The sequence below is a fragment of the Caulobacter sp. RHG1 genome (assembly GCF_013181195.1).
Classification (GTDB): Bacteria; Pseudomonadota; Alphaproteobacteria; order Caulobacterales; family Caulobacteraceae; genus Caulobacter.
Map to the genome: position 1 here is coordinate 22,792 of NZ_SMZP01000005.1, position 16,815 is coordinate 39,606.

At 66.8% G+C, this 16,815-nt stretch carries 16 protein-coding genes; 3 read left to right on the plus strand and 13 right to left on the minus strand.

Going from position 1 to position 16,815, the window contains the following annotated elements; genetic code table 11:
• Positions 1 to 89 precede the first annotated feature (89 nt).
• From rpoB to E1H18_RS14500, 3 genes are all read right to left on the minus strand, one after another.
• Entirely contained in the window at positions 90 to 4,160 is a 4,071-nt protein-coding gene (rpoB, locus tag E1H18_RS14490) for a DNA-directed RNA polymerase subunit beta (protein ID WP_172269622.1), read from the minus strand.
• 280 nt (positions 4,161 to 4,440) lie between these two features.
• Positions 4,441 to 4,974 (minus strand): AAA family ATPase, encoded by a 534-nt coding sequence (locus E1H18_RS14495; protein WP_172269624.1) that lies wholly within the window; start codon positions 4,972 to 4,974, stop codon positions 4,441 to 4,443.
• 49 nt (positions 4,975 to 5,023) lie between these two features.
• Entirely contained in the window at positions 5,024 to 5,182 is a 159-nt protein-coding gene (locus tag E1H18_RS14500) for a hypothetical protein (protein WP_172269626.1), read from the minus strand.
• Between the two features lie 114 nt (positions 5,183 to 5,296).
• On the opposite strand from E1H18_RS14500, the gene E1H18_RS14505 reads away from it, so the two are divergent.
• Positions 5,297 to 5,773 carry a hypothetical protein gene (locus tag E1H18_RS14505; protein ID WP_172269628.1) on the plus strand — a complete coding sequence of 159 codons (477 nt, stop codon included), beginning with the start codon at positions 5,297 to 5,299 and terminating at the stop codon, positions 5,771 to 5,773.
• 116 nt (positions 5,774 to 5,889) lie between these two features.
• Here the strand turns inward: E1H18_RS14505 and E1H18_RS14510 are convergent, their stop codons facing one another.
• Positions 5,890 to 6,924, minus strand: a complete 1,035-nt coding sequence (locus tag E1H18_RS14510) for a photosystem II stability/assembly factor-like protein (protein ID WP_241736036.1) — start codon at positions 6,922 to 6,924, stop codon at positions 5,890 to 5,892.
• Positions 6,925 to 7,069: 145 nt separating this feature from the next.
• Between E1H18_RS14510 and E1H18_RS14515 the strand changes: the two genes are divergently transcribed.
• A complete protein-coding gene (locus E1H18_RS14515) occupies positions 7,070 to 8,395 on the plus strand; it encodes an O-antigen ligase (protein ID WP_172269632.1) in 1,326 nt (441 codons plus the stop codon).
• Between the two features lie 113 nt (positions 8,396 to 8,508).
• On the opposite strand, the gene rplL is transcribed toward E1H18_RS14515, so the two are convergent.
• The gene (gene rplL / locus E1H18_RS14520) at positions 8,509 to 8,889 is read right to left on the minus strand and encodes a 50S ribosomal protein L7/L12 (protein ID WP_172269634.1); all 381 of its coding nucleotides are present in this window, start codon (positions 8,887 to 8,889) and stop codon (positions 8,509 to 8,511) included.
• Between the two features lie 46 nt (positions 8,890 to 8,935).
• Entirely contained in the window at positions 8,936 to 9,454 is a 519-nt protein-coding gene (gene rplJ / locus E1H18_RS14525) for a 50S ribosomal protein L10 (protein WP_172269636.1), read from the minus strand.
• A 407-nt stretch (positions 9,455 to 9,861) separates the two neighbouring features.
• Between rplJ and E1H18_RS14530 the strand changes: the two genes are divergently transcribed.
• The gene (locus E1H18_RS14530; RefSeq protein WP_172269638.1) at positions 9,862 to 11,211 is read left to right on the plus strand and encodes an alpha/beta fold hydrolase; all 1,350 of its coding nucleotides are present in this window, start codon (positions 9,862 to 9,864) and stop codon (positions 11,209 to 11,211) included.
• 138 nt (positions 11,212 to 11,349) lie between these two features.
• Here the strand turns inward: E1H18_RS14530 and E1H18_RS14535 are convergent, their stop codons facing one another.
• The 7 genes from E1H18_RS14535 to E1H18_RS14565 form a co-directional block, all read right to left on the minus strand.
• Positions 11,350 to 12,570 carry a TIGR03862 family flavoprotein gene (locus E1H18_RS14535; RefSeq protein ID WP_172270362.1) on the minus strand — a complete coding sequence of 407 codons (1,221 nt, stop codon included), beginning with the start codon at positions 12,568 to 12,570 and terminating at the stop codon, positions 11,350 to 11,352.
• On the minus strand, positions 12,554 to 12,949 hold the full coding sequence (locus E1H18_RS14540; RefSeq protein ID WP_172269640.1) for a type II toxin-antitoxin system VapC family toxin: 396 nt from the start codon (positions 12,947 to 12,949) through the stop codon (positions 12,554 to 12,556). Before E1H18_RS14540 ends, E1H18_RS14535 begins: the two co-directional genes overlap by 17 nt.
• The gene (locus tag E1H18_RS14545; RefSeq protein WP_172269642.1) at positions 12,949 to 13,188 is read right to left on the minus strand and encodes a type II toxin-antitoxin system VapB family antitoxin; all 240 of its coding nucleotides are present in this window, start codon (positions 13,186 to 13,188) and stop codon (positions 12,949 to 12,951) included. Before E1H18_RS14545 ends, E1H18_RS14540 begins: the two co-directional genes overlap by 1 nt.
• Before the next feature lie 124 nt (positions 13,189 to 13,312).
• The gene (gene rplA, locus E1H18_RS14550) at positions 13,313 to 13,999 is read right to left on the minus strand and encodes a 50S ribosomal protein L1 (RefSeq protein WP_172269644.1); all 687 of its coding nucleotides are present in this window, start codon (positions 13,997 to 13,999) and stop codon (positions 13,313 to 13,315) included.
• Between the two features lie 4 nt (positions 14,000 to 14,003).
• Positions 14,004 to 14,435 carry a 50S ribosomal protein L11 gene (gene rplK, locus E1H18_RS14555; protein ID WP_172269646.1) on the minus strand — a complete coding sequence of 144 codons (432 nt, stop codon included), beginning with the start codon at positions 14,433 to 14,435 and terminating at the stop codon, positions 14,004 to 14,006.
• A gap of 145 nt (positions 14,436 to 14,580) precedes the next feature.
• Positions 14,581 to 16,287, minus strand: coding sequence for a hypothetical protein (locus tag E1H18_RS14560; RefSeq protein WP_172269648.1), 1,707 nt, complete (start codon positions 16,285 to 16,287; stop codon positions 14,581 to 14,583).
• A gap of 71 nt (positions 16,288 to 16,358) precedes the next feature.
• Positions 16,359 to 16,721, minus strand: coding sequence for a hypothetical protein (locus E1H18_RS14565; protein WP_172269650.1), 363 nt, complete (start codon positions 16,719 to 16,721; stop codon positions 16,359 to 16,361).
• Positions 16,722 to 16,815: the final 94 nt, after the last annotated feature.

A 16,815-nucleotide genomic window follows, 5' to 3' on the forward strand; every position in this document is an offset into this window, starting at 1 on the left:
TTCCTTCTGCGGGACTGCCCGCGAAAATTCAAAGTTGGAGAGCGGCAATCAGGGCCGCTCCCGCCATCAGGCGGGAGCGGTGATCCGGATCAGCTGTTCTCCAGCTCGACGTTCAGGCCGAGCGAGCGCATTTCCTTGACCAGCACGTTGAAGCTTTCCGGGATACCGGCTTCGAACGTGTCGTCGCCGCGGACGATCGACTCGTAGACCTTGGTCCGGCCGGCCACGTCGTCGGACTTCACCGTCAGCATTTCCTGCAGGGTGTAGGCCGCGCCGTAGGCTTCCAGAGCCCACACTTCCATTTCCCCGAAGCGCTGACCGCCGAACTGGGCCTTACCACCCAGCGGCTGTTGCGTGACGAGCGAGTACGGACCGATCGAACGGGCGTGGATCTTGTCGTCGACCAGGTGGTGCAGCTTCAGCATGTAGATGTAGCCGACCGTGACCGGACGCTTGAACTGCTCGCCGGTCAGACCGTCGAACAGGATCGACTGACCCGACTTGTTGACGCCGGCCATTTCGAGGTGACCCTCGATGTCGTCCATGCGCGCGCCGTCGAACACCGGGGTGGCGATCGGAACGCCCTTGCCCAGGTTCTTGGCCAGTTCGACCAGACCCTCTTCGGTGTCCGGCAGTTCTTCGTCCGGGCCGTAGATCTCTTGCAGGCGCTCGACGAGAGCCTGCTTCTGACCGCCGTGCTGCCAGTCTTCCAGCAGGTTGGTGATCTGCTTGCCGAGATTGGCGCAGGCCCAGCCCAGGTGGGTTTCGAAGATCTGACCGACGTTCATGCGCGAGGGCACGCCCAGCGGGTTCAGAACGACGTCGACGTGCGTCCCGTCGGCGAGGAACGGCATGTCCTCGATCGGCAGGATGCGCGAGATGACGCCCTTGTTGCCGTGACGGCCGGCCATCTTGTCGCCCGGCTGAAGCTTGCGCTTCACGGCCACGAAGACCTTGACCATCTTCATGACGCCCGGGGGCAGTTCGTCGCCGCGCTGCAGCTTGTCGACCTTGTCTTCGAAACGACGGTCGAGGCGCTTGCGGTTCTCGTCGAACAGGCGGCGCAGGCTTTCCAGTTCGCCCATCGCCTTCTCGTCTTCGAGGGCGATCTGCCACCACAGGCCCGAAGCGACCTGAGCCAGGCCTTCCGAGGTGATCTCGCCGCGCGACAGGCCCTTGGGACCCGACAGAGCGACCTTGCCGACCAGCAGTTCACGCAGGCGGCCCGAGATGTTGCGGTTCAGGATCGCGAACTCGTCGTCGCGGTCCTTGCCCAGACGGTCGATTTCCGAGCGTTCGATGGCCAGGGCGCGTTCGTCCTTGTCGACGCCGTGACGGTTGAACACGCGCACGTCGACGATCGTGCCGGCGACGCCCGGGGGCAGGCGCAGGCTGGTGTCGCGGACGTCCGAGGCCTTTTCACCGAAGATGGCGCGCAGGAGCTTTTCTTCCGGCGTCATCGGGCTTTCGCCCTTCGGGGTGACCTTGCCGACCAGGATGTCGCCCGGCTGGACTTCGGCGCCGATCGCCACGATGCCGGCTTCGTCGAGGTTGCGCAGGGCTTCCTCGCCGACGTTCGGGATGTCGCGGGTGATTTCTTCCGGGCCGAGCTTCGTGTCGCGGGCCATGACTTCGAATTCCTCGATGTGGATCGAGGTGAAGACGTCGTCGCGGACGATGCGTTCGGAGATCAGGATGGAGTCTTCGAAGTTGTAGCCGTTCCAGGGCATGAACGCGACGAGCGCGTTGCGGCCCAGGGCCAGTTCGCCCAGCTCGGTCGAGGGACCGTCGGCGATGATGTCGCCAGTGTTGATCCGGTCGCCCACCTTCACCAGCGGACGCTGGTTGATGCAGGTCGACTGGTTCGAACGCTGGAACTTCGACATCCGGTAGATGTCGACGCCCGAGCGGGCCGCGTCGGTTTCTTCGGTGGCGCGGATAACGATACGCGTACCGTCGATCTGCTCGACCACGCCCGTGCGCTTGGCGATGACGACTGCGCCCGAGTCACGGGCGACGACGGCTTCCATGCCGGTGCCGACCAGGGGGGCGTCCGACTGCACCAGCGGCACGGCCTGACGTTGCATGTTCGAACCCATGAGCGCGCGATTGGCGTCATCGTTTTCGAGGAACGGGATCAGGGCGGCCGCCACCGACACGACTTGGCGCGGCGACACGTCCATCAGGTCGACCGTCTCCTTTTGCAGGAGGGTCGGTTCGCCGTTGATGCGGCCCGGGACCAGGTCGTCGACGATCTCGCCTTCGGACACCGCGATGTTCGACTGGGCGATGACGTGCTTGGATTCCTCCATCGCCGACATGTAGACGACTTCGTCCTGCGGCTTGCCGTCCTTCACGCGACGGTACGGGCTCTCGATGAAGCCGTACTTGTTGACGCGCGCGTGGGTGGCCAGCGAGTTGATCAGACCGATGTTCGGGCCTTCCGGCGTTTCAATCGGGCAGATCCGGCCGTAGTGGGTCGGGTGAACGTCGCGAACTTCGAAGCCGGCGCGCTCACGGGTCAGACCGCCCGGGCCGAGGGCCGAGAGACGACGCTTATGGGTGATTTCCGACAGCGGGTTCGTCTGGTCCATGAACTGCGACAGCTGCGAGGAGCCGAAGAATTCGCGGACGGCGGCGGCGGCCGGCTTGGCGTTGATCAGGTCGTGCGGCATCACGGTGTCGATGTCGACGGACGACATGCGTTCCTTGATGGCGCGTTCCATGCGCAGCAGGCCGACGCGGTACTGGTTTTCCAGCAGCTCACCGACCGAGCGAACGCGACGGTTGCCCAGGTTGTCGATGTCGTCGATTTCGCCGCGACCGTCGCGCAGGCCCACCAGGACCTTCAGCACGGCCAGGACGTCTTCCTTGCGCAGGATGCGGACTTCGTCCGACACGTCCTGCTCCAGGCGCATGTTCATCTTCACGCGGCCCACCGACGACAGGTCGTAGCGCTCGGCGTCGAAGAACAACGACTTGAACATCGCCTCGGCCGCTTCCACGGTCGGCGGCTCGCCCGGACGCATGACGCGATAGATGTCGAACAGCGCGTCTTCACGGACGGCGTTCTTGTCCACGCGCAGGGTGTTGCGCATGTAGGCGCCGACCGTGACGTGGTCGATGTCCAGCACGTCGATGGTGTCGAAGCCTTGGTCGGCCAGGGCCTGGATCGCCGGAACGTCCAGCTCGTCGCCGGCTTCCGAATAGATCTCGCCGGTCTCGAAGTTGACGGCGTCGCGGGCCAGGTAGCGACCGGTCAGGGCTTCCGGGGCCAGCAGCAGGGTCTTCAGGCCGCCGTCGGCGAACTTCTTGGCCTGGCGGGCGGTGATCTTGGTGCCGGCCGGAGCGACTTCCTCACCCGTGTCGGCGTCGACCAGGGGGAACTCCGGCTTCACGCCGCGCCAGCGCTCGGGCTTGTACGGGGTGGCCCAGCCGCCCGCGCGCTTCTCGAACGGGACGACGTCGTAGAACGTGGTCAGGATCTCTTCGCCGTCCATGCCCAGGGCATAGAGGAAGGTCGTGGCCGGCAGCTTGCGGCGACGGTCGATGCGGACGTAGACGATGTCCTTGGCGTCGAACTCGAAGTCCAGCCACGAGCCGCGATACGGGATCACGCGGGCGGCGAACAGCAGCTTGCCCGAGGCGTGGGTCTTGCCCTTGTCGTGGTCGAAGAACACGCCCGGCGAGCGGTGCATCTGCGAAACGATGACGCGCTCGGTGCCGTTGACGATGAAGGTGCCCTTGTCCGTCATGAGCGGGATATCGCCCATGTAGACGTCCTGCTCCTTGATGTCCTTGACCGAGCGGGCGCCGGTTTCTTCTTCCGTTTCGAACACGATCAGGCGCAGCTTGACTTTCAGCGGCGCGGCGAAGGTCATGTCGCGCTGAATGCATTCTTCAACATCGTACTTGGGCTCTTCGAATTCGTACGAGACGTATTCGAGCACGGCGCGCTCGTTGAAGTCCTTGATCGGGAACACCGACTTGAAGACCGCTTCCACGCCCTCGTCGCGGCGCTGGCCCGGACGGACCTCGCGCTGCAGGAACTGTTCGTAGGAGGAGCGCTGAACCTCGATGAGGTTCGGCATCTGCACAGCCTCGGGGATGCGTCCGAACGACTTCCGGATACGCTTCTTGCCGGTGAAGGATTGCGCCATGTTTTTTCCCTGCGGCGCGGACGGAATCCGCGCGTGAATTCGAATGTCCGTAGCGTCCACCCTCGCCGCTCGCCTGCTAGAGGGAGCTGCGGACGCTGGAATTCCCCTGTCAGGCGACCGGGACCGGAAGCCTGAGGGCGCCCCTTCGCGCGATCGGAGGGCTATTGATCGCGCCTCGGGGCGTAATACGGACGCGCCAAAGCGCTCCGCCGAATATCTTCGTGAACGCGGGGATATAGGGGATGTGGATAAGGATGGGAAGAGGCAATTTGACGAAAGCCTAACGCGGGCCCGTCAGCCCCGTCGCCGCATAGAAGCGTTTCAGCGCGCCGGGATCGGGCAGCAACACCTTCGGCAGCTCCACCTTGTCGAACAGCGCCCGGTAGCGCTGGCGGCTGGGCGGGGTGGCCACAGTGATGTGGCGGATCATCGCCCATTTGACGCTGTCGCGCCCGCCCTCCAGCGCTCCATGGCGCTGTCGCTCGAACAGCGAGCGCCGCACGTAGCGCAGCAGGCTGGTCGCGGTCGAAGCGTCCAGCAGGATCAACCCCGTCGCCCGCGCCAGTCGCTGGGGGACGCAGCGCGAATAGTTGCCCTCCATCACCCAGCGGGGCCCCGCGATCGCCGCATCATGCAGGGCGATGAACTCGGCCTCCGGGCGCGGCCGCCAGTTGGTGTCGGGCAGATGATGCAGCTGGTCCAGATGCACGACGGGCAGGTCGCGCGCGCGCCCAATGGCGGCCGCCAGGGTCGACTTGCCGCTGCTCGACGGCCCCATGATGCAGATGCGTGGTCCGAGGGCGTTCAGGTCCATGCCCGAAACCCACCATCCCGCGCGGCAGACCGCAAGGGCTGCGGCGGCGCTAGGTCTTCTTGACCATCTTGACCACCAGGGAGACCCCGAAGGCGATCAGACAGACGAAGAACGCGACCTTGGTCAGCGCCCCGGCGACGTCGACGACGAAGCCAAGGACCCCGAACAGGATCATCAGGACGAGCAGGACACCAGCGAGCTTGAGCATGCGGGGGAAACGTAGCTTGAGCGGAAGGGTTCCAGTTCGCGGCTGCCTAAAAGAGAGGAGCTCGGAACGTCAGCTAAGGATGGAAAGCAGACGGCGCTCGTTCTAGCATCGGTTGTGATCGACGCATCCTCCGCCTTCATTGAATTGGAAACCTTCGAAGACGCGGAGTTTGCGACGCATGGGTACACTCCACGCTGGGTCTCGGCCTTTGATCACTGGCTTACTGAGGATGAAGCCAGCTCGTCGAAATTGATGTTCTACGACTTGGCGAAAGAGTCAGGTTCGATCGCGAGCTATCTCGAACAAGAGGAGCGTTTCGTGCGTTTCTACGCCGACTTGCTCACAGGCGAAGATTGGCTAGACGCCAGCAGTCCAGAGCTCTTGCGAAGCGGGTTGGACGAGCGCGCGCTTGAGCAGGTCGTTCGCCCTAGCATCCGGGAACAGAAGCTGATGGACATCTACGTCTGTGATCGCCGTTTGCGGATCATCGGTGGTTATGACCGAACAGACCTCCTGCTATTTCAGGATGATGCGATGATTGCCAACGCCAATGACATCGCGCGTAAGCGCGGGCTGTTCTTGCTCGCCTAGCGCCGCGCTTCCAAGCATCACCGAGCAGACGTCGCCAACTTCTCAGATGGGTCGCGAAGGGCCCTCAGCATCGCGCTGACAAACGGACCTTCAGATCGCCGCCGCGAGCTCAGGCGTCACGCCTTCCACAACCCGATCGTTCCGCCCGGACCGCACAGCACGCCCGCGCCCTTGCCCGTCAGCCGCACGCTGTTCATCGGCGCGGTCGAGACCTGCTGGAACGGCGCGCCCTTGTGGCTGACGATCGTGCCGGCCAGGCCCGTGGCCATGACGGTGCCGCCATGGATGTCCAGGCCTGAGAGATAACCGGCCGGCGCGGGCACGGCCTCGAAGGTGATCTGGCCCGGCGCCAGCCGCGCCAGGTTCACGCCTTCGGCAGTCGGGTTCTTGTAGTCGCCGCCGCAGACCCACAGCGTCCCGTCCTTGGCGAAGGCGCAGGCGAACGCGCCCTTGGACGGCGCATCGGCCAGGATCGGCGTGTCCAGCGCCACGAACACCCCGCCGCCGCCGCGCGACAGATAGACCCGCGCCTTGCCCGCGCCGCCGGTGCAGAACGCTGCTTGGCCATGCCGGCCGATGGCGAAGCAGCCGTTGCTGGCGGCGAAGGCGCCCTCCCCGTCGTCGGCCGGCGGCACGCCCTCGGGCTTCAGCCGGCTCCAGGTCTCGCCGCCGTCGGCGGCGTAGAGCACCGTGAACCGCCCCTGGGTCGGATCGCCCAGGATGAAGCCGCGCCGGCTGTCGACGAAGGCGATCGAGTCCCAGAAGCCTTCGGGATCCTGGTTGGTCGTCACCTGAACCCACGTCTTGCCGCCGTCGCGGGTGCGCCACAGCTGCGAGGCGTCGCCGGGCCCGGCGCTCATGGCCAGCACGTGGCTGTCGCTGAAGGCATGCAGGCCGCGGAAGTCCAGCGCTTCGGCCCCGACGATGCGCATGGCGTCCTGGCGCTCGCCCTTGCCCCGCACCAGCCAGCCCTTGGAGCCCGACGCCCAGTAGTCCTTGCCGCCGGTCGGCGACAGCCCCCGCAGTTCGCTGTCGCAGGCCGAGGCCGGGATGCGGATCCCGCCCAGGCCGTCGGCCGCCCCCTTCCCAAGCGCCAGGCTGGGCGTGGCGGTCAGCACGGCGGCGCCGGCGATGAAGGCTCTGCGGTTCAAGATGGGGCTCCGGCGAAACAGGGCCATGAGGCCGGCAAATCGCCGCCGGCGCAAGCGACCTGGCTATGTCGCAAACCCGCCATTTCAGGAGAAATTAACACTTGTCCTCGAAAGTCATCTCTACCCTGGGGCGAGGGAAAATCGAATGTCGGCGTATGACAGCCTCTATGCTGCAACGGCGCCGCGGGCGTCGACGCCGGCCTTCGACGGCGGGCGGCGTCCGATCGACATTCCGTTCTGGGCCTGCGTCTTTGCGACCCTGGCCTTCAGCCAGTTCTACGTCATGCTGGTCATGGGTCCCGGCAATGGCGGGGCCGAACCCTCGTCCAGCGCAGCCAACCCGATGTCGGCCGCGCTGCGCCTGGTGTTCTTTCCGGTCTATCTCGCGGTGTTCGCGGTCATCTGCATGCGCCCCTGGCGCTTCGCCAAGACCCTGGCCCGTTCCTGGCTGCTGGTCGCCCTGCTGACCGTGGCCGTGTGCTCGATCGTCTGGAGCCTGCAGCCGGGCGTCACCCAGCGCCGCCTGGTCGCGATCATCTTCACGACCCTGGCGGGCGTGCTGCTGGCCGAGCGGTTCGAATGGCCCAAGACGCTGGAGGTCGTGGCGACCTGCTATGCGGTCGTGGTGGCGATGTCCTTCATCTTCGGCGTGCTGATGCCGTCCTATGGGGTCATGTCGCAGGACTTCGTCGGCGCCTGGCGCGGGGTCTATGGCCAGAAGAACCAGCTGGGCGCGGCCATGTCGCTGGCCACCCCGACGTTCCTGGCCTGCGCCCTCGCCAATCCTGTGCGCCGCAAGCTGTGGCTGGGCTTCGCCGCCGCCGCCTTCGCCCTGCTGCTGCTGTCGACCTCGAAGACCGCCCTGCTGTCGTGCATGGCCGGCCTGTGCTTCGTTCCCATCATCGCCCTGTGCCGCCACAACGCCGCCCTGGGCACGCTGGCGGTGTTCGCCGCGGTGAGCTTCGTCACCCTGCTGGGCGCCGTCCTGGTGCTGGCCCCGGAGCTGGTGTTCAAGCTGATCGGACGCGACGCCACCCTGACCGGCCGCACGGTAATCTGGGAGGCCGTCCAGCGGCAGATCGACCTGAAACCCTGGACGGGCTACGGCTACGGCGCCGTCTGGGACGATCAGTCGGGACGCGGCCCCGTCGCCTGGATCTCCAAGGAGCAGGGCTTCACGATCTTTTCCGCCCACAACACGGTTCTGGGCCTCTGGATCGAGCTCGGCTATTTCGGCGTCGCCGCCTGGCTGGCGCTTCTGGGCGGATCCTGGCTCAAGGGGCTGATCAGGCTTTCGACGGCCCCGGCCTTCTTCTTCATGCCGTTTCTGACGGTCTTCACGCTGCACAGCCTGTCGGAGGCGGACGCGCTGCTCCAGAACGACCTGGGCTGGGTGATCTTCTCGATGACGGCGACCAAGCTGGCCATGCCCTGGCGGCCAGAGCGCCAAGCCAGCGACCCGCAAGCCTGAAACTCCCGCGCCGCGCGCGAGACCCCCAAAAGGAAAGCGGCCCCGGAGGTTTCCCTCCGAGGCCGCTCGGCAGTTCCAAAAGGAACCTGATCCCAGCTGACGCTGGGGCCAGATTACTTGATTTGGATCTTGGCGCCGGCTTCCGTGAGCTTCTTCGCGACTTCGTCGGCTTGGGCCTTCGAGACGTTTTCGACGACGTTCTGCGGAGCGCCTTCGACCAGGTCCTTGGCTTCCTTCAGGCCGAGGTCCGGACGGACGCCGCGAACTTCCTTGATCACGTTGATCTTCTTGTCGCCGCCGTCGACCAGGACAACGGTGAACTCGGTTTGCTCTTCAGCAGCTTCAGCCGGGGCGGCAGCGCCACCAGCAGCGGCGACGGCGACCGGAGCGGCGGCCGAAACGCCCCACTTTTCTTCCAGCAGCTTCGACAGTTCAGCGGCTTCCAGCACCGACAGGGTGGACAGTTCTTCGACCAGCTTTTCGAGCTTCGACATGTGTCAGTTCCTTAGAGAGATTGGGATAGATATGCGGGGATGACCGTTACGCGGCGTCTTTGGTCGCGTAGGCGTTGAAAACGCGAGCCAGCTGGGCAGCCGGGGCCTGCAGGACGCCAGCGATCTTGGTCGCCGGAGCCTGGATGAGGCCGATAAGCTTGCCACGCAGTTCGTCCAGCGACGGCAGCGTCGCCAGAGCACGCACGCCGGCTTCGTCGAGCACGTCAACGCGATCCAGGATGCCACCGACAATCTTGAGCTTGTCGTTTTCTTTGGCGAACTGAACCGCGATCTTCGCGGCCGAGACGGCGTCCGGGCCGTAGGCGATGGCGACAGGGCCAGTGAACAGGGCAGAACCCGGTTCACCAAGCGAGCCGTCCAGAGCCTTGAGGGCCAGGGTGTTCTTCACAACCTTGATCGCGGCGCCTTCCTTGCGGAGGCGAAGACGAAGGTCGGTCATTTCCGCAACGGTCAGACCCATGTAGTGGGTCACGACGACAGCGCCGGCATCGGCAAAGACGCTTTTCAGCGACTCGATCGATTCCTGCTTTTGAGCGCGGTCCATTGCGGTCTCCTACTCAATTACAGCGGCCGGACCATTCCGGCAGCCAAATGCGGTCCACACGCGGGATCGCTCCCGCAAGCGAGCTGCATCAGCCTGTTCCAAGGAAAGTCGGCCGCGTGTCTGTCCCGGACCAAGGGTCCTGGGGCAGGAGAGCGTCGGCGTCTCTATCCCTGTCTCCCGACGGCAAGGAAGGGCTCTTCCTCGATTATGGCGTTGGTGACCCCACGCCCCGTAGTTCTCAAACAGGTTCTCTGATGAACCAGAGTTCATCGGAGAAGGCGCGCCGTATAGACGATGTGGGGGAGGATATCAACAGGGCGCGAGATCAGCCGCTTTATGAAATAGCGCTATTTCCCCTGAGGGCGCTTTCTGGATCTATCGGCGGCGACATGGAACGGGGACGCCTCATGACTCGCAAGTTCATCGCCGGGGCCTGCGCCCTCGTTCTGGCCGCTCTCGCCGGTCCCGCCCTCGCCGAGCCCAAGGTCGCGCCGACGCCGCGCGCCGTGGTCGCCGACAACCCACGCGACAAGGACCATCCGGCCGACATGGCGGCCTTCCAGGTCGACATCCAGGGCTCGAAGGTCAACGCCATCCTCTACACGGCGGCGGGCGCGGGGCCGCATCCGACGCTGCTGTTCCTGCACGGCTTCCCGGGCAACGAGACCAATATCGACCTGCTGCAGGCCGTGCGCCGGGCGGGCTGGAACGCCATGCGGATCAACTATCGCGGCTCGTGGGGCAGCCAGGGCAAGTTCTCGTACGGAAACGCCCGCGTCGACGCCGCAGCGGCCGTGGCCTGGCTGGCCGACCCGGCCAACGCCGCCAAGTATCGCGTGGATGCGTCGCGCATCGTCGTCGCCGGGCACAGCCTGGGCGGCTTCATGACCGCCAGCGCCGCCGCCGCCGATCCGCGCGTGGCGGGGGCGGTGCTGATCGACGCCGCCGACATCGGCGCCCGCAAGGCGACCATCGTCGACGCCGCCAGCCGCCAGGCCGCCATCGACCGCCTGCGCCCCGACACCCCGCCGCTGGTCGCCACGCCTGAGGGCCTGGTCGCCGAGCTCGAGCGCGACGGCGACCAGCTGCGTCTGGCGCCGCTGCTGGCGAAACTGGGCCAGCGCCCCGCCCTGGTGATCGGCGCCGAACTGGCGCTGGGCCCGGCGAACCGCAAGGTCGTCGAGGCCGCCCGCGCCGCCGGGGCCAGCGCCGTCACCGAGACCTACCTGCCCACCGACCACAGCTTCTCGGACGCCCGCATCGCGCTGGAGAGCGAAGTGATCCGCTGGCTCGGCCAGTTCGATCCCAAGAGCGCGCCGCGCCCTCCCCTGCCGCTGACCGCCGCCTATGACCCGAGCAACATCTTCGCCAGGATCATTCGCGGCGAGGCGCCGGCCTACAAGGTCTACGAGGACAAGGACGTGCTGGCCTTCATGGACCGCGCCCCGATGGAGCCCGGCCACGTGCTGGTGATCTCCAAGACCTCCAAGGCCCGCAACATCCTGGACATAGACCCCGCCGACCTCGCCAAGGTCATGGCCGTGGTCCAGAAGGTCGGCCGCGCCGAGGTCCAGGCTCTCGGGCTGGAGGGCTTCATGGTCCTGCAGAACAATGGCGTCGGCCAGAGCGTGCCGCACCTGCACATGCACGTGATCCCCCGCGTGGCGGGCAAGCCGGCCTATCTGGCGGAGAACGCTGCGGCCGATCCGAAGGACCTGGAGGCGACGGCGGCGAAGATCCGGGCGGCGATGAAGTAGGCGCAGCTGAGCGCCCCCTCCGTCACGCGGCTACGCCGCGCGCCACCTCCCCCGTTTCACGGGTGAGGAATAGCTTCTCCTCCCCTGCGAAGCGGGGGAGGTGGATCGGCGCCGATAGGCGACGAGACGGAGGGGGCGCTAAGCCAACCGCCCCAGCGCCGCCTTCCCCGCCGCCACGCCCGTCGCGAAACAGGCCTGCAGCAGGTAGCCCCCGGTCGGGGCCTCCCAGTCCAGCATTTCGCCAGCCAGGATCACGTCCGGACGCGATTTCAGCGCCAGCCCGTCCAGCCCTTCGAACCGCACGCCGCCGGCTGCCGAGATCGCGCGCTCCAGCGGCTGGACGGCGGTCAGCGCGATCGGCGCGGCCTTGATCGCCGCCGCCAGGGCCGCCGGCTCGGTCGGCAGCTCCAGGCCGTGGGCCTCGCGAAGGATGTTCACCTCGACCGGCGACAGCTTGACGGCCTTGCGCAGGAAGTTGGCCAGGCTCTGCCCCCCGCGCGGCGACAGCAGGCGCCGCTCCAGGGTCTCGACCGGAATGTCGGGGCGCAGGTCGATCTCCACTACCGCCCGGCCCTCGGCCTCAATCGCGTCGCGCAGGGAGGCCGCCAGCGCATAGACCGCCCCGCCCTCCAGGCCGTAGCCGGCCACCATGGCGTCACCGCGCGCGATCGCCTCGCCATGCTTGAGGGCCACGTTCTTCAGCGGCTCCCCGGCGAACCGCTCGCGGAACAGATCGCTCCAGGCGACGTCGAAACCGCAGTTGGCGGCGCGGAACGGGGCGACCTCAGCGCCCTGCCCTTCCAGTGCCGGGATCCACGCGGCATCCGAGCCCAGCTTGGCCCAGGACGCGCCCCCCAGGGCCAGGATCACCGTCTTGGCCCGCACGACTTCATCGCCGTTGATCAGCACGCCGCCGTCGGGCGTCCAGCCGGTCCATTCGGCCCGGGTGCGCAAGGAGACGCCCAGCCCCTCCAGCCGCGCCAGCCAGGCCCGCAGCAGCGGCGAGGCCTTCATCGCCTTTGGGAACACCCGGCCGCTGGCGCCGACGAAGGTCGGCTGGCCCAGCCCCTCGGCCCAGGCGACCAGATCGGCCGGTGTGAACGCCTCCAGCAGCGGCCGCAGGGTTTGCGCCCGCGCGCCATAACGCTGCACGAACCGCTCGAAGTCTTCGGAATGGGTGAGGTTCAGCCCGCCGCGCCCAGCCATCAGGAACTTGCGCCCGAAGGTCGGCATCTTCTCGAACACGGCGACGCTCTTGCCAGCCGCGGCTGCCGTCTCGGCCGCCATCAACCCGGCCGGCCCGCCGCCGATCACGGCGACGTCCACGTTCTGCTCGATCACGTCAGGCGGCCTCGATATCGGTCAGGGCGAAGTCCTCGCCCTTGTACAACAAAGGGACGCCATGAGCCTTCGCGCAGGCATAGGCGAAACAGTCGCCCATGTTGAGCTTGGCGGGATGAACGCCCTTGCCGAAGCGGTGATGCGCCTCGACGGCGAATTGCCCTTCCAGAACACCGATCGAAACGACCCGCGCACCGGCGCTGGCCAGAAGCGCCGTCAGGCGCGCGCTCACAACCTCGACCGGATCCTTGGTCTCGCGCGTCACCGCCCGAACCGTCTCCCAGATCGCCATGGGCGACGTCAGGATGACTGACGCATCGGCCAGAGAGATACGAAACTGCTCGCGCTCCGGCTCTCGAAGGATGATGGCCACCCAGGCCGAGGCGTCGACGAACATCAGTCGCCGTTGATCATGTCCATGAAGGCCTTGTCGGCCTTCAAACCAGTACGCGGCGATTTATCGAACTCGGCGAGGATCGCATCGATCCGCGCCAACTTCTCTGCCCGCGCCTGCTCGCGTGTCGCCAGGGCCTCTGCAGCGGCCAGCTTCACCGCCTCGGTGATGCCGAGCTTGGTTTTGTCGGCCAGCTCTCGCACCAGGGCGTCGGTCTCGGGATCGCGGACGTGGAAGGCCATGGATCATCTCCGTCTAGCCAAAAGGTAACATCGTCTAGCCGAACCGCCAAACCACCAGCCCCAAACGCAAGACGGGCGCTGGATCGCTCCAGCGCCCGTCCAGGTAACTTGCTTCGAAAGGCGATTAGCCGACCGAGGCGACGTCCACCTTGAAGCCCGGACCCATCGTCGACGACAGGCCGATACGCTTCACGTAGATGCCCTTGGCGCCCGAAGGCTTCGAGCGGTTCAGAGCTTCGACCAGCGCCTTGACGTTGATGATCAGAGCTTCGTCGGTGAACGAGGCCTTGCCGATGCCGGCGTGGACGATACCCGCCTTCTCGACGCGGAACTCGACGGCGCCGCCCTTGGCGTCCTTGACGGCCTGACCGACGTTCGGCGTCACGGTGCCGACCTTCGGGTTCGGCATCAGGCCGCGCGGGCCCAGCACCTTACCGAGGCGACCGACCAGAGCCATCATGTCCGGCGACGCGATGACGCGATCGAAGTCCATGAAGCCGCCGGCGATCTTTTCGTACAGGTCTTCGGCGCCGACGTGTTCAGCGCCAGCCGCGGTCGCTTCGGCCGCCTTGGCGTCCTTGGCGAAGACGGCGACGCGGACGTCACGGCCGGTGCCCGAGGGCAGGTTCACGACGCCACGGACCTGTTGGTCGGCGTGACGCGGGTCGACGCCCAGGTTGACCGAGATTTCGATCGATTCGTCGAACTTGGCCTTGGCGTTGGCCTTCACCAGGGCGATGGCGGCTTCGACCGTGTGGGTCGCGTCGCGGTCGCCGGTCCAGGCTTGAATGCGCTTGGGTTGCTTAGCCATGTGATTAGGCCTCCACGATCTTCAGGCCCATGGCCTTGGCGGAGCCTTCGATGATCTTGGCCGCGGCCTCGATGTCGTTGGCGTTCAGGTCCTTCATCTTCTTTTCGGCGATCTCGCGCAGTTGCGTGCGCGTGACTTCACCGACGGTCTCGCGACCGGTCAGCTTCGCGCCCGACTTCAGGCCGGTGGCCTGCTTCAGGTAGTGCGTCGCCGGCGGCGTCTTGGTGATGAAGGTGAACGACTTGTCTTGGTAGACAGTGATCACGGTCGGCAGGGGCGTGCCCTTTTCGACGTTCTCGGTGCGCGCGTTGAACTCCTTACAGAAGCCCATGATGTTCACGCCGCGCTGACCCAGCGCCGGACCGATCGGGGGCGAAGGCGTGGCCGAGCCAGCCTTCACCTGGAGCTTGATGTAGCCCAGGATCTTCTTAGCCATAGTATCCTCACTTGTGAGCCGTGGTCCGGGCTTGGCGGCCCTCCCACGGATTTGACTTCGTCGCGTAACGACGAACGCGCCCCAGAACCGAGATCCTGGAGCGAGGCGCGGCGTGTAGCAGCCGCGTCCTGGAGAGTCAAAGGCTCTACGCCGCGTTCAGGCTCATCGCGCCGCCGATCCACTCGACCTGCGACTTGGCGCTGGCCTCTTGCGCCGCGGCCGCATTGCCCAGGGCCGCCTCGGCCCTGGACAGCACATAGTAGCTGTAGGGATCGCTGGGCCAGTCCTTCAGCAGGGCCTCGATCTTGGCCTTGGCCCCGGCGGCGTCGCCCGAGGCCAGCATGGCGGCGGCCAGGCTGCGGCGGGTGGGGTACCAGATCATCGGCGGATCGCCGCCTTCCGGATGCTTGGCCTGGATCGTCGCCGCCTCGCCATAGGCGACGCGGGCCGCGGCGAAGTCGCCGTCCAGCATGGCCGCCCGGCCTTCCAGCACCTTCTGGAACAGGTTGGCCACGTCCTTCTGGCGCGACAGCATCTCGCCGGAGAAGCGGTTCTCGGCGACCAGGGCGGCGATGGCCTTGGCTTCGGCGCGCACGGCGGCCGCGTCGCCCCGGCGAGCGGCCTCCTCGCCCCGGGCATAGCGCCAGCCCATCCGCATCAGCGGCCGGCCGGCATCGGGCTCGGCCAGGCCCGCCACCTGGGCGGTCGAGCCGAAGCGGCCGTACAGGGCGTAGGCGTCGGCGGCCATCACCTGGCGATAGACGATCATCTTGTCGTCGTCGCTTCCGGGCGCGCCGGCCAGGTGGGGATAGGTCTGCATGTACCAGTCGGCCAGGGCCAGGCCGTCCTTGGCCCCGCCGGCCATCAGCGCCCCGCCCATGCCGAAGTGGATGTTGTGGGCGTGCAGGCGCATGGCCTTGACGCCCCCCGGCGGCTCGGCCAGGCGCTCGTAGCGGCGATCCAGCGCCACGGCCTCGACATTGGACAGCATGGCGTCGCGATAGCGCCCCACCCGGTAGAAGGTGTGCGAGGGCATGTGCACCAGGTGGCTGGCGCCCGGGGCCAGCTTGGCCAGCCGCTCGCCATAGGCCAGGGCGCGGTGCGGGTCGTCCGACCATTCGGTCAGGTGGATATAGAGGTGGATGGCGCCGGGGTCGTCGCGCTGGACGGTCAGGGCGTGCTCCAGCAGGTCCATGGCCCGGGTCACGCCGGGGTCGGCGGCCTTGCCGTCTTTCCACCACTCGCCCTTGGTCTGCAGCATCCAGGCGTCGGCGGTGATGTTGGCCACGCCCACGTCGTCGGGATGGGCCACGGCGATGCGGTCCATGGCCTGGGCGAAGCGTTTGCCGCGGGTCTTCTCGGTTCCGGAATAGCGCTGGATCAAGGCGTCGATCAGCTGACGCTGCACCGGGGCGGCGTCGGCAGCCAGGACCTTGGCCTCTCGCGCCACGCGCAGGCCGGTGGCGACGGAGGCGGCGTCCTTGCCGCCGCCGTTCAGGTTCGGTCCGATCGCCCAGGCCTCGCCCCAGGCGCACATGCCGCACTGCGGATCCAGCTGCCGCGCCTTGCGGAAGGCCCGCACGGATTCGGAGTGCTCGAACGCCCAGCGCAGGCGCACGCCGTGGTCGAACCAGGCCTGGGCCTCGGGGTTAGCCGTATCGACCTTGAAGCCGCCGGTCCCAAACCCGTCGACCATCACCATGTTGGCGGTGGGCTGCACGTCGCCGACGGCGTCGACCCGACCGCAGATCTGCAGGGCGCTGAGCATCGCCATCGGCGTGGTGGCGTCGGCGACCGCGATCGGGGCAAGCAACGCCAGGGCCGTCGTCGCGGCCAGCATCCGTCCACGCATGGCGTCCATCCCCCCCTCGCCTGTTCGTGGCGCCAACTATCGCCCAGGCCGGGACGAGCGTCGACCTCCAGTCAGCGTCGTCCCAACTTCCGCAGCGCCGCGCGCATGGCGACCGCCTGGGCGGCGGCCGGCCTGGCGTCAGGCTCAGAAGCCTTGGTCGCCTTGTCCAGGCGGCCAACGACGCCCTCGATGACGTCCAGCGGCTGTTGAGATTTCGCCGCCTTGGGGGCGGGGACCATCGTCGCCACCTTGCGGACCGTGGCGGCTATCTGCCCGCAGGCCTTGGCTTTCTCGCGGGCCAGGGCGATCACGGCGGGATCGCTGCTGTTCTCGGCCAGGTCCCAGGCCGCGTCGAGGACGGCCATGATCTTGGCTTGCATCTCGGCGCACCATTGAACGGCGCAGCGGGCGGCGGGGGCTTGGGTCTGGCTCATGAGTAAAAGCATGAGGCCGCCCGGAGGCGCGGGGATAAGAAACGTGCGTTTTCTTGTAAGTAATTGATTTCGCTTAATCAAATCCAGAAAAGAG